The organism is Sphingobacterium sp. SRCM116780 (assembly GCF_021442025.1).
In the GTDB taxonomy this organism is placed as follows: Bacteria; Bacteroidota; Bacteroidia; order Sphingobacteriales; family Sphingobacteriaceae; genus Sphingobacterium.
The window spans coordinates 2,651,522-2,664,859 of record NZ_CP090446.1; the positions used below are offsets into that span (position 1 = coordinate 2,651,522).

At 34.5% G+C, this 13,338-nt stretch carries 12 protein-coding genes; 7 read left to right on the forward strand and 5 right to left on the reverse strand.

Annotated elements, in window-relative coordinates; translation table 11 throughout:
- Together LZQ00_RS11365 and LZQ00_RS11370 are read right to left on the reverse strand one after the other, a co-directional pair.
- Complete coding sequence (locus tag LZQ00_RS11365) at positions 1-1,089, reverse strand: response regulator (RefSeq protein WP_234509408.1); 1,089 nt, start codon at positions 1,087-1,089, stop codon at positions 1-3.
- A complete protein-coding gene (locus LZQ00_RS11370) occupies positions 1,083-3,908 on the reverse strand; it encodes a PAS domain S-box protein (RefSeq protein ID WP_234509409.1) in 2,826 nt (941 codons plus the stop codon). Before LZQ00_RS11370 ends, LZQ00_RS11365 begins: the two co-directional genes overlap by 7 nt.
- A 634-nt stretch (positions 3,909-4,542) precedes the next feature.
- Between LZQ00_RS11370 and LZQ00_RS11375 the strand changes: the two genes are divergently transcribed.
- On the forward strand, positions 4,543-5,265 hold the full coding sequence (locus tag LZQ00_RS11375) for a DUF2071 domain-containing protein (protein WP_234509410.1): 723 nt from the start codon (positions 4,543-4,545) through the stop codon (positions 5,263-5,265).
- 259 nt (positions 5,266-5,524) lie between these two features.
- Here the strand turns inward: LZQ00_RS11375 and LZQ00_RS11380 are convergent, their stop codons facing one another.
- Positions 5,525-5,959 carry a nuclear transport factor 2 family protein gene (locus LZQ00_RS11380; RefSeq protein ID WP_234509411.1) on the reverse strand — a complete coding sequence of 145 codons (435 nt, stop codon included), beginning with the start codon at positions 5,957-5,959 and terminating at the stop codon, positions 5,525-5,527.
- 396 nt (positions 5,960-6,355) lie between these two features.
- Between LZQ00_RS11380 and LZQ00_RS18470 the strand changes: the two genes are divergently transcribed.
- The 3 genes from LZQ00_RS18470 (at position 6,356) to LZQ00_RS11390 (ending at position 8,865) form a co-directional block, all read left to right on the forward strand.
- A complete protein-coding gene (locus LZQ00_RS18470; protein WP_262910908.1) occupies positions 6,356-6,484 on the forward strand; it encodes a hypothetical protein in 129 nt (42 codons plus the stop codon).
- 93 nt (positions 6,485-6,577) lie between these two features.
- Positions 6,578-7,993, forward strand: a complete 1,416-nt coding sequence (locus LZQ00_RS11385; protein ID WP_234509412.1) for an inorganic phosphate transporter — start codon at positions 6,578-6,580, stop codon at positions 7,991-7,993.
- Positions 7,994-8,034: 41 nt separating this feature from the next.
- Entirely contained in the window at positions 8,035-8,865 is an 831-nt protein-coding gene (locus LZQ00_RS11390) for a universal stress protein (protein WP_234509413.1), read from the forward strand.
- Positions 8,866-9,140: 275 nt separating this feature from the next.
- Here LZQ00_RS11390 and LZQ00_RS11395 read toward each other — a convergent pair whose 3' ends face one another.
- Complete coding sequence (locus LZQ00_RS11395; RefSeq protein WP_234509414.1) at positions 9,141-9,575, reverse strand: nuclear transport factor 2 family protein; 435 nt, start codon at positions 9,573-9,575, stop codon at positions 9,141-9,143.
- Between the two features lie 221 nt (positions 9,576-9,796).
- Here LZQ00_RS11395 and LZQ00_RS11400 point away from each other — a divergent pair, with 221 nt between their 5' ends.
- The 3 genes from LZQ00_RS11400 (at position 9,797) to LZQ00_RS11410 (ending at position 11,189) form a co-directional block, all read left to right on the forward strand.
- Positions 9,797-10,102 carry a hypothetical protein gene (locus LZQ00_RS11400; RefSeq protein ID WP_234509415.1) on the forward strand — a complete coding sequence of 102 codons (306 nt, stop codon included), beginning with the start codon at positions 9,797-9,799 and terminating at the stop codon, positions 10,100-10,102.
- 73 nt (positions 10,103-10,175) lie between these two features.
- A complete protein-coding gene (locus LZQ00_RS11405; protein WP_234509416.1) occupies positions 10,176-10,943 on the forward strand; it encodes a DUF2310 family Zn-ribbon-containing protein in 768 nt (255 codons plus the stop codon).
- A gap of 102 nt (positions 10,944-11,045) precedes the next feature.
- A complete protein-coding gene (locus LZQ00_RS11410) occupies positions 11,046-11,189 on the forward strand; it encodes a hypothetical protein (RefSeq protein WP_234509417.1) in 144 nt (47 codons plus the stop codon).
- A 452-nt stretch (positions 11,190-11,641) separates the two neighbouring features.
- Here the strand turns inward: LZQ00_RS11410 and LZQ00_RS11415 are convergent, their stop codons facing one another.
- The gene (locus LZQ00_RS11415) at positions 11,642-13,225 is read right to left on the reverse strand and encodes a Na+/H+ antiporter (RefSeq protein WP_234509418.1); all 1,584 of its coding nucleotides are present in this window, start codon (positions 13,223-13,225) and stop codon (positions 11,642-11,644) included.
- Positions 13,226-13,338 lie beyond the last annotated feature (113 nt).

Sequence of the window (13,338 nt, forward strand, 5' to 3'; positions counted from 1 at the left end):
CTATTGAGTGTTTAAAAGTTTACTAATTAGGTTTATTCCAATTTCAATTTCTCGTTCAATATTGTCGAGTAATGGTATCGAATCGGTTGATGATAATTCGTCTTCCATATCTGCTGTTAACTTGGATAGTTTAATAAGTCCTGCAGTGGATGAAGTTCCACGTAATTTGTGAAGAACAATTTTCATGCTATTGAAATCTTGTGACTCCCTTGCATTTCTTAGATGACTGGCTGCCTGTTTAATTTCCTTTACAACTAAATCTAAGAAAAATGACGTAAAGCTAGGGTCGTCTCCAATCTGTTCTTTCAAAGTAGCCATATCCAAATGTTCGTTCAACGATTCATGACTTTCTTCTATACACGCTATCTGTAAAAATTTCTGCAGTACAGTATACAGCTCATGCTGACGTATGGGTTTAGAAAGAAAATCGGACATCCCTGCAGCTAAACATTTTTCCTTTTCACCCTGAACATTGCCAGCTGTTATACCTATAATTGGTATATTTTGATAAAAAGGAAGCATACGTATTTTTTTAGTAGCTTCAATACCATCCACTTCTGGCATCTGTACATCCATCAATATCAAATCAAAAGCTATACGAGTACATTGACGTATAGCATCTTGTCCATTGGCAACCTCCACAAGTTGTGCATTAGGCATAATTGACTTCATCATTTGGAGGTTAAGCGCCATATTTACTGAATTATCGTCCGCCAGAAGTACGTGAGCATATTGTTGGTAAATATTTGATGTGGATGATGTCAAATCTTGAGTCACGATTTCATTATCAGACTTATTCTGTTGTATAGCTCGACAAAGCGTGAAATATAACTCGTCAGATTTAATTGGTTTTAATAAGCAAAATGATCGTTCTTCTTGACGAAAAGATGATATAACCTCATGTTCTTCTGATGAGGTATGTAATATAATAAGGGGTATACTTTCATTCTGTGTACAGAAGAGTTCTTTTATTTTCTCAATGGTTTCTAATCCTGAAAAAATAGGCATATGATAATCCATTAAGATTACATCAAAACGTTCCCGGTTCATGAGTAATTGCAGAGCCGCCAAACCATTTTCAGCTAACACTGACCTACACCTTTGTAAGCTAGCATATGTTGAATGATCAAACGATTATTGGCATTATCATCAACAATAAGCACTCGATTCAAAGGTAAATCGACTTCTTCCTGCCCCCCTTCTTCATATAGGAATTCAAGATCAAAATAAAATACAGATCCTTTGTTAACTTCACTATCCAAATGGAGCTTGCTTCCCATATATTTCAACAAATTATTGGATATTGTAAGTCCCAAACCCGTACCCCCATATCGTTTACTCACAGAACTATCTTCTTGCGTAAAAGCATCAAAAATACGTTGTTGTTTTTCAACTGGTATACCTATACCTGTATCGCGAACAGAAAACCGCAATTTGATTTTGTCATTTTCAAAGCATAATTTCTCAATTTTGAATTCGATTTCACCACTTTCCGTAAACTTAATAGCGTTACCCAGTAAATTGATTAGAACTTGTTTAATACGAGCCTCATCTATCCATACATAAGGAGGTAGACCTTGTTCGATATTCAGGAGTAGTTCGATGTCTTTACGCTGAGCCTGATATAACACAACATTAATTACCTGATGCGCCAAATCATAGATATTAAATTTGTCAATGTACAGCTCTAGTTTCCCAGATTCAATCTTTGAGAAATCTAATATATCATTTATGATATTCAATAAACTATTTCCAGACTCGTTAATATAGTTTAAGTATTGTTTCTGAACATCATTCAGAGGTGTCTTCAACAAAAGATCCGAAAACCCGATTACTCCGTTCAGTGGTGTTCGGATCTCGTGGCTCATGTTTGCCAAAAACTCAGATTTTGCTTGACTAGCCAAATCGGCCAATTCTTTAGCCTTTTTCAGTTCAAGATTCACTTTAACTGATTCGCTAATATTTTGAGTAAAAATAATAATTCCTCCAATACTGCCATCAGAAAGATGCCAAGGTCTCACTTCCCAGTTAAAATGTTGAGATTTAGGAAGTCCTTCTATCTCTATTATCTCATCCACATTCTTATATGATTTACCTTGAAGAGCATCAAAGTAAATTTTTTTACGTCTCTCAGGAATATTCGGAAACAATCCAAACAAATTCTGATCTAAAATATCCGTCTTTCCTTGGTGAAAGTCATCCATCCATTGATGGCTAACAGAGACATAACGGAAATTATTATCGAACATCGCTACAGATGCAGGAACATAATCTACAAAGGCTTGTAACATCGCTTCTTTACGCTCCAGTTCCAAATAAAGGTTTTTACTAAAATCAATATTTTGTATAATACCAAAAACCCGTTTGCAAATTCCATTTTCAAACTCTGGAATTCCCTTCACACGTACCCAAATTAATTCGCCACTTTGTTGTTGCTGAAGTCTTAATTCAATATCGTATGGACATGCCTCAAGGATTGCTTGCTCAAAAACCTTTTTTAATTTTTCTTGACTTTCTTCCTCATAAAATCCAATTGCATGTTCAAAATCGGGAATAAAATCTTTATCTACGCCATGAATTAATTTCGCTGAATCTGACCAATAGACTTTACTCTCTTCCAGATTAACTTCCCATCCCCCAACTTGTGCAACAGTATTGGTATGTTCTAATATCTGTTTAGTATGCAGTAGATCATTTTCTAGCTGGATTCTTTCTGTCATATTTAGAGAAGTGCTTACTACATAGGTTTTCCCATCGATGTCTGTCTCTAACATATTATGATACATCCAATAAGTCTTTTGACCATCTTTGGAATTAAGAATCATCATACCTGAATCCTCTTTATTCTCATAAATACGCTTTAAATATTTATTAAGTGGATCTAAATGATGTTCAGGAACCAATTGCTTAAGATTGAGACCTCTGATCTCCTCTTCTGAATATTTTAGAAGATTTCGTCCTTTCTCATTTACAGCAAGAATGTTTCCATTCATGTCATGCATACTCATGAGGCCCATCGCATTCTCAAAGAAATTGCGAAAGCGACGTTCTGAATTTTCAAGCTTTAATTTTTCTTCTATCTCTGTTGTCACATTTCGACCAAATGCAAACACTTCATGCGTAGTATAATCATATTTAAAATGCCACTCGATAATGATATCATGACTGTCAGGTTGAGGCATGGTGGTCGTATACTGGATCCCTTGGTCTATTTCAGCTATTTTCTTTAATTTATCTCGCAAAGCTTGATCATCATGATCTAGGAAAGTAAAAAAAGATGCTCCCATTGCTTTAGATTTTGAGATCTTTAGAATTTCAGTAAAAGCGGGATTAAGTTCCTTGATGCGGTATTGATCATCCAATACACAGATCATATTATTCGTGAGCTGAAAGATCTCTTCAAAATATCCAGCTTGCACTTTTCTTCTTTTACCTAAAAGAATTTTAGTAACAGCTTTTCCCAATTGCTGCAAGGAATCTATTTGGTTTGCACTAAGAGATTTGACTTTAAAGTCGATCACACATATGGTTCCTAAAGGATTGTCATCTTCATCTAATAATGGTACTCCTGCGTAGAAGCGAATATTTCCTTCCTGAATCAATGGATTAGTCGATGATCTCGGATCTTGGAAGGTGTCTTCTATAACAAGGATCTCTTTATTCATAATGGTATACTGACATACTGTATGGCGTCTTTCCACAGTTTCCAATTTCAATCCCACACAGCTTTGAATCCGTTGAGTATCCTCTTCCATCATCGCGATAAGGGAAGCAGGGCAATCTGTAATAAGACACGCAGCCTGAGCGAATACGTCAAGATCGGGATCCTTACCCAGTCCCAAAAGTTCATAGGACTTTAATCGCTGGATACGTTCCAATTCGTTTTCTGGAATTGGGTAGTTTTCCATACCTTAATATTTTAAGTAGATTTAGTTTATAATAGTATGTGAAGTTAACAAAAACATTTATGTCTTCCTATAGAAATTCATCTAGAAAATCTAAGTTTTTCTAATATTCTATAACTTAAACATTCAAAAAAGAAATACGTCTCCAAGTCATCTGATTAACATTAAAAATAGATTCATTATTTTTGTAAAATAGTATTATTCAAGAGTGTTTCGAATAAGGTGGAAAGTTAGAGTGTAAGCTTTCTGTTCAGTTTCATTAAAAAATAAATGTAGTAGTATATATGATAAACAAAATTAATATGCCATTATTTACACACTTTGTTTTAGTAACGATTTACTTATACTTAGCATTATTTGAAAATGATTGGTTAGCTTTTATTACTAAAAGCAACAGATTTAATTTAATCATATTTGGGCTTCAGGCAGGCATATTTCCATATTTTGGTTTTGTTTTACAACGTATGAGTAGAAATCAAAATAACATGAGATCCTAGGTAATCTACTTCGATTGTTAACCTAGCAAATGCCATAGAAGGAAAGAATAATTTATTAACTTCAATATATGTGGACACCAATTTTAATTGAAGAATTAGAACAGTATATACTAACAAGTGAGATCAACTAAAATTTTACAATGAAAATACCGAACATCCATGGATTTATCGAGAGGCGTATGCTCATCAACTATACCGTTGATCCCATGTATATAGAAAGGATCTTGCCTCTACCCTTTCGCCCCAAATTGTATCAGGGTAAAGCCATCGTAGGCATATGTCTTATTCGTCTGAAAAATATCAAACCTAAGGGTTTTCCAAGTTTTCCAGGCGTGAATTCGGAAAATGCAGCGCATAGAATTACAGTAGAATGGGACGAAAATGGAGAAACAAAAGAAGGTGTGTACATTCCTAGGAGAGATACTTCTTTAAAACTAAATGCATTAGTGGGAGGAAAGCTCTTTCCAGGGAAGCATCATTTAGCAAAATTTAATGTAGCTGAAAAAGATGGATGCTATCATTTGGACTTTAAAAGTTCCGACAATACCAGCATCTTAGTTGACGCAAAGATAACGGACAAGTTAAATAAGAATTCGATATTTGAAAACTTGGATAATGTATCTTCATTCTTTAAAAAGGGGGCCATTGGCTATTCACCAAATGGCAGAGACTTTGATGGTCTCAAGCTAGAAACTTACCAATGGCAAATAAAACCACTCCATGTGGAACAAATAAAATCTAGTTTTTTTGAAAATCGGGACTTATTTCCTGAAGGTACCATTCAATTCGATAATGCTATACTCATGGAAAATATTGAACATGAATGGAAATCTTTAGAATCTATTGCATACTGTCCAAAATAGATAATACACTAGTCTTTTAGTTACAATGATTGTTTATCTCATTTATCGCAACAACGATTTTAAATTTTTCTCTGCTTGTAATAAAAAATAGCTATTTGTTCGCTAATATCCATAAAGTTGACTATATAGTCTGGATCGACTAAATCTTATACCGTATAATCTAGAAAAAGATACACCATGTAAAGAATGTTTCAGTTAACAAAAAAAGCCACATCTCTCGATGTGACTTTCCCTTAACATATGATATTATAACATTAAACTACTTATAGGAATTAATAGATTTAGACACCTTCCAGTTTCCACCTTCATTAATCAACGTTACAAGATCTGTTTTGGTGAAACCTTCAAACTGCATGGTTACTTTAGCTAGCATATAATCTGCAGATTCTTCGATGATCGTTGTGGTTGTTTTACAGTTCAGCTTCTCTCCTTTTTGTCTTTTCAAGAAGTTGATCACTTCTGAACGGCTATTAGTCTTTGCATTTTCTGTTTGTACTTTTTGGTTGAAATCGGAAGCAAACAATTGCTCTACTCCTACGGATTGTCCTTCGGTCATAACCGCGACGTAATTATCAATAGCGAAGTCTGCTGTAGAAAGATTAACAATTCCTTTCTCTGGTTTTTCTGCTGCCATTGTACATGTAGATACTACGATCAAGGCTGCTGCTGTGAATGTTTTTACTAAAGTTTTCATAATGTCTTTATTTTAATTGTGTTAGTTTTTTGTTCTTATTTGTTGACTCAAAAGTACAGCATGAATCATCTCTAGCCTATGGACTTTAGACCAGTTATAGGAAAAACTCGGTAAGTGTAGGAAATGAGAGGGTGAGTTTGTAATACCCAGAGAAAGATTTATCAAAGTCTTCTATGTGCAATTCTATTGATGTCTCCAACGGCATCAAAAAAGTTAATATTTCCTTGACATTCAGGTAATATTCGACGAGTACTTTTATTGTAGATGAACAAAATATTGCTTTTAATAAAAATAATTATCCCGCACCTTTCTAGGAGACAAAATAATAATGAGCCCTTAAGTTACGGGCTACACCATATTAAGATTATTCAGTGTTTCTTAAATCAATTTCAAAAAATGAAATCTACTGGAGTGAAACCATTTTCTATTGCTGATGTTACATTCAACATACCCAAATATGATTCAATTTATCAACTCAGTCAAGGGTTGAAGCGAACAGTTTATAATGAACAGATAAAAATTTAAATAACCTATGACTTAAATCTATGTAATAAAATGGTATACGATAAGTGTCCACAAATGATAGACTTAATATTATAAAAAAATAAAAAGAACACTATGCATTTCTGCAAAATTATTCCCTTTTTAGGTGAAACTGATTTGACCACTGGTCTTATAATTGTCTTTGGGCTATGCTTGTTTGCAGTAGTTGCATTTGAATTTGTAAATGGTTTTCATGATACCGCAAATGCGGTAGCAACCGTGATTTATACCAAAGCACTTAAGCCCATTATCGCCATTCCTTGGTCGGGGTTTTGGAATTTTTTAGGTGTTTTTACTGGCGGTATTGCTGTCGCTATGGGGATCTTAAAACTTGTTCCTATGGATACATTGATGACCTTGCCCGTGGAAGTTGGAGCATGTCTGGTACTCTCTGTTTTACTTGCTGCTATTATCTGGAATCTCGGAACATGGTATCTCGGAATTCCATGTTCAAGTTCCCACACGCTTATTGGTGCATTAATCGGAGCAGGATTAGGTTTTACATGGTATTATGGTGGTAGTGGTGTCAATTGGCATAAAGTTGAAGAAATTGGCCTATCGCTTATCCTCTCTCCGCTAATCGGATTTGGGCTGGCAGTATTGTTGATGTATTTTTTAAAACGTGTCATTCGGTATCCTGCGCTTTTCCATATTCCACAAGGTGAAAATGATAGACCTCCACTGCTCATAAGGGGGATATTGATCATAACTTGTACTCTAGTTAGTTTTTTTCATGGCAGTAACGATGGTCAGAAGGGTGTTGGACTTTTTATGTTGATCTTGATTGCGTTTTTACCTGCACGTTTTGCAATTAATCATCATATCTCGGATGGACACATCGTATCGATACTTGATGAAACTAAAAGTATTATACAGACAGTCTCTACTTCCAATAGTCTTAGAAATGCAACATTCGTGAAGTTATATGATGATATAGAAACAGTAAAAACAAATTTGTCCGATAGAAGCAAAACAGATAAAAAAAGCACTTATAAATTTAGAAGACAGGTGGAAAATCTAGTTAAATCTATTGTTGCTTTGGAGGCTAATAAATCAATAATAATTGACCATACAGACCAGAATAAACTCGATCATCAACTCAGCGAACTTAAAAAAATAACAGATTTTGCCCCTATCTGGGTTATATTGACGATCTCTTTTGCACTGGGATTAGGTACGATGATCGGATGGAAAAGGATCGTGGTCACCATTGGTGAGAAAATAGGTAATGAGCATTTAAGTTATGCTCAAGGAGCCTCGAGCGAAATTGTTGCCGCTTCCACCATTGGTATTAGTACACTCTTGGGTTTGCCAGTAAGTACTACGCATGTTTTATCGAGCGGCATTGCTGGTTCAATGGTTGCGTCGGGAGGAAAGAGCAATTTAAATAAAGGTACCTTGAAGAATATTGGTCTGGCTTGGGTATTGACCCTACCTGTTTCTATATTATTATCTTTATTATTATTTGTAGTCTTTCATCTATTTATTTAATAAGTCAGATTTATAACTGATTTGCATTCAAACTAAAAAAAATGAAACAAATACTGGTTGCCTCAGATTTTTCAAACAGTGCAAGTAATGCCTTTAGATATGCTTTGTCTTTAGCCCAGGTACTGCAAATGGAAATTACCGTTATTCATGCTATACACCCCACCGAGGGTATAAATAACAGTACATATAATGCAATTTTTATAGAAGATTATTATGCTAGAAAAAGAATAGCATTACATGAATGGGTGGATCAATTAGTTCAAAAAAGTGGATTTGAACATATAAAGATTACAACTGTGTGTGATGTTGGTTTTTTGCGAACTGTGATTTCCAAGTACGTAGAATACAATGCGGTGTCATTTTTGATCATGGGGATTACGGGCGCAACAGGTATAAAAGGCCTTGTAGGGAGCAATGCCAGTATGGCGGTGACAAAAATGCGTATCCCTACACTTATCGTACCATTAGAAAGTACTTTGTCCGCTAAGCCTATTGTGACTTTGGCCACGGACTACAAAACGACCAAGCTCTCGATACGAGACGTCAAAGCATTAAATGAGATATTGAAAATTTCTAATCCCAAAAAACTGGAGGTACTTCATATTTCTGAAAAAGATATGGAAGTCAAAGTGATCAGGAATGGCGAAAAGAAAATGAAAAGTCTGCTTCCTTCAGTAGAGATTCACTTTAATTATGTCGATGATGATGTAAAAGCTTCAAATGGAATTATTGATTTTATTGGAGAGAACGAAACTGATATTCTATGTTTGGTGAAACGTAATCATAATATCATCTACCGATTATTTGCTAGTAGTACTGTTAATGAAATCTTGAATAAATCGGTCAAAGCTGTATTGGTTTTGCATGAATAAATTTTTTTATAAAAGACCTATTCAAGATCCCTTTATGCTACGAAAAATTATTTGATCAATCATCCTAAAGTAGTTGGTTTATGAGGAACTGAGAAATCTCTAGTTAATATGTATAAATATGACCCGCTAGCATACACGATTGTTAAACTGAATTTATACAGAAGATCACAGGTAAGAGTTTAAAGAGCTTGTGTATTTTTTTAGAAAATTAGTAGTAAAAAAAGCCACATCTCTCGATGTGACTTTCCCTTAACATATGATATTATAACACTAAACTACTTATAGGAATTAATAGATTTAGACACCTTCCAGCTTCCACCTTCATTGATTAACGTCACTAGATCTGTCTTAGTAAAACCTTCAAACTGCATGGTTACTTTAGCTAGCATATAATCTGCAGATTCTTCGATGATCGTTGTGGTTGTTTTACAGTTCAACTTCTCTCCTTTTTGTCTTTTTAAAAAGTTGATCACTTCTGAACGGCTATTGGTCTTTGCATTTTCTGTTTGTACTTTTTGGTTGAAATCGGAAGCAAACAATTGCTCTACTCCTACGGATTGTCCTTCGGTCATAACCGCGACGTAATTATCAATAGCGAAGTCTGCTGTAGAAAGATTAACGATTCCTTTCTCTGGTTTCTCTGCTGCCGTTGTCCATGTAGATACTGCGATCAAGGCTGCTGCTGCGAATGTTTTTATTAAAGTGTTCATAATTTCTTTATTTTAATTGTGTTAGTTTTTTTGTTCTTATTTGTTGATTCAAAAGTACAGTATACATCACCTCTAGCCTATGACCTTTAGACCAGTAATAGGAAAAACTCGGTAAGTGGCGGAAATGAGAGGGTGAGTTTGTAAGCGTCAACTGAAATCTGTAAATTCATCAGGAATAAAGTGGATTATATTCTAAGATCACTTATATAATCTATGTATTTATGGAAGAAAAAATTAAAGTTATAAATGAAGAAATAAATTGGTTTATTGAAAAGTATCAAATAAAAAATGCTATTCAAAACAATTTCATTCATGTATTGAAAAAAAACTCAAAGGATGAATTGAATCTTAAAAGTAAAGATGTAACAATTAGATTGTATAGTTTGAGTCATCATAAAACTGATTTGGGTTTACATTCTTTTCAAGTTTATATTTTTCATAAAGAAGTTAAAATTGGGTATTATGCTTTATCTTATTCCATAAAGGGTGAGTTGATAGATGATTTTTTTGTTGTAGACTACAAGTAACCTTATAAACCTATTGATCCCAGATCAGAAATAAATAGAACCTAAATATTTAAATTTCACAAAACCAAGAAAGATGTACGTACATGAAATATCTTTAGAAATAAAGTCAAATGTCGATAAAGACACGCTTGTTGATGATTTCAATCTATTGATGGCATTTTATCGAAGTAACGGACAAACACAAGGAAAAATAGAATCTCAATTTTTGCAAAATAATCGGATATCTTCCCTGCCATTTTCGCTTGAGAAGGATTCTCTCAAAGCAAAGAATAACAATAAGTACGTCAATAATCAAATTGAGAAAATTCAGCTATTGGCGAAATCAACTATTTCAATTGAAACTAAAGGTAAAACCTATAAGAATTATACTGGAGCTTGTCGCTGTAAAAAACCAGAGTTTTATATACTGATAACCAATTATATCACGATCGAATCTCCACTTACTTGTGGGACTTGCAACAATTCGGTTCCTCTATATACTCTTCCAAAATATAAAGATGATGGTTATATGCCCATTTTAGGTTGGGAAACAAATTATCAATCTTGTGATAGTCTACAAATGAACTGTGAAGTCGGAGAGCGTTGGGCATTAAATCAAATGCAAGAGTTATCTTCTCAACTTTCGAAACAAGGAGTTGTCATATGTAAACAAATTGAAGAGCAAACTGCTGTTCCTACCTTTTATTATTTGTTCAATTATAAAAAGTACAAAGGAGATGAACAAAATAGACCATGTCCAAACTGTGGAAAAAAATGGAATTTAAAAACCCAATTACATGGTTTATACGATTTCAAATGTGAAAATTGCAAGATAGTTTCGAACTTATCTTCTTATTCTTGATCCTATATTTATTCAGAATTCCAATAAAGTTTTTCAATTTTGGTTAAAAGCAAATTACGAGAATATAACTAACACCAATAAAACACAAATAAAGACTTCTACATGGAAAATACGGATCATACAGACCTGATAACATTTCTTCAACGAATACCTGGAATAAAAAGTAATATCGGTTTTGGTGATTATAATAAAGGATTATGGTGGGTTGAATGGTGGGCGTCGCGATTTTATATCATGGCTCATTGAAAATACTGATTCTGATTTTTCACCAAGTGATCTAAAAAAATTGGACGAAGAATAAAACCATATTACATAGAGAAGGATTTATCATTATAATTTTGACAATTGAAAATAAAATAAAATTTTTTAAACTTTTTTAAATGACAACTGTTCTTATTACACAAACCAGATACAAAACATCCTTTCCATTGAAAGGACGCCAAATATAAATGACGTCGTACAGCAAAAAATCCAAATGTCTTTATCAACTTTGGATGACGAAACAAAAAAGAGGAAACGATAGGAAACAAAAAATTTACTGTACAGCAAAACGCCAGAATAAGGGGTCTAATGAAAATTAGGCCCTTTTTGATTTTTTGAACAAAAATTTATCTCCCGATATGGCTTTCCTTCATGTAGCCCCTTAACCAGTAAACTACTTGTATGATTTAAAATCGTTTATTTATATCTTAAAGTGTTTATACAATTTTCAGGCGCTCTTCTTCCAAATCTAGCTGATACAGTTGCTGACGGATAATTTCTTCATCAATTTTCGGGTCTTTGTTCAATTCGGTCAGGTATGCTCTCTGGCTTTCGAGTAATTCAATAAAAATGAGTTTTGTCTTTTCATTCATCCAATTATCATCGGTGGCTTCCGACCGTTCTTCCCAATGTTTTAGGAATTTTTCCATGATGGCATTAGCGTTGAATTCATTGTCATATTTATCTTTCAGAAAAGTATAAACATGCTTTTTCAATCCTTGCTTCATTTTTAAACGGGTGATTTCTTCGGCTTCCTCATTAAAAATATCATCAAACAATCGGCTACGCTTAATGATATAAGGAAGCGTAAGTCCCTGTATTAATAGAGTAAGTAAAATAGCAACAAATGTAATGAGTAAAATCAGTTCCCGATGTGGGAATGCTGAACCGTCATCCAAAGTAACAGGAATGGACAAAGCTGCTGCCAAGGATACCACCCCACGCATTCCCGTCCAACCTAATATGAGAGGCATTAGAAAGCGTCTTTTCCTATTCGCCGCATGAGGGAGTGCATTTCGTCTAAAAATGAGTGTCGTAATCAATGCGGCATAACTGCTGATCATTCTAGCGGCAATTAACACGACGGTTACGATCACACCATACCCAATAGCTGTACCCAATGGAATGCCTTTGGCGCGAACACCTGCTACAATTTCAGGAAGTTCGAGACCGATGATAAGGAAAACAATACCATTTAGAATAAATACAAAACTTTCCCATACACTATATGCTCGGATACGGCTTGAACTATTTAAAAAGACAAGTCGTTTGGAAGACAGATACAGTCCACCAGCAACGACAGCCAATACACCTGAACTGTGCACCTGTTCAGCCAACCAATACATAATATAAGGTTGTATGAATGAAATAGCAATATCTGAGCGTGCATCTGTCGGAAGGCGTTTCTGAACCTGCACAAAGATCCATCCTAATAACAGACCAATTCCTACACCTCCCAACACCATCCATATGAAACTAGTCGCAGCTTCAGCCCATATAAATTGCCCAGTACCAATCGTGACCAATGCAAAACGCAAAATAATGAGGGATGATGCATCGTTCAATAAACTTTCGCCTTCTAAAATAGTCGAGGTCGATTTTGGGATTTTCACAAATTTGGTAATGGCGCCTGTACTTACGGCATCTGGCGGAGAAACAATCCCCCCAAGCAAAAAACCCAATACAATGGTAAAACCAGGAATGAAATAATTGCTGACTACTGCCACAGATAATGCGGTGAAAAACACGACTAAAAAAGCAAAACTGGTGATAATACGGTACCATTTTTTCATTTCTTTAAATGAAATGGTCCAGCTGGCTTCAAATAAAAGCGGTGGTAGAAATATGAAAAAAATGAGGTTAGGATCAATTTTTACAGGTGGTAAACCAGGAATAAAACTGACCAGCAATCCAGCTACAACTAATACGATTGGATAAGCAATTTTCAGTTTGGTCGCTAGCATATTCAGCAACACAATGGCGGCAATCATGGCCAGGAAAAAGGGTAATAAAGTGTGCATTAATTTATCTTAATAGGTTATTTACCAAAAAATATAATCTAGTTAGTGTTTGAAACATAGTAATTAACAAAAATTTTTAGATTATTCCAATTCATCTTAACACGTCATCCACT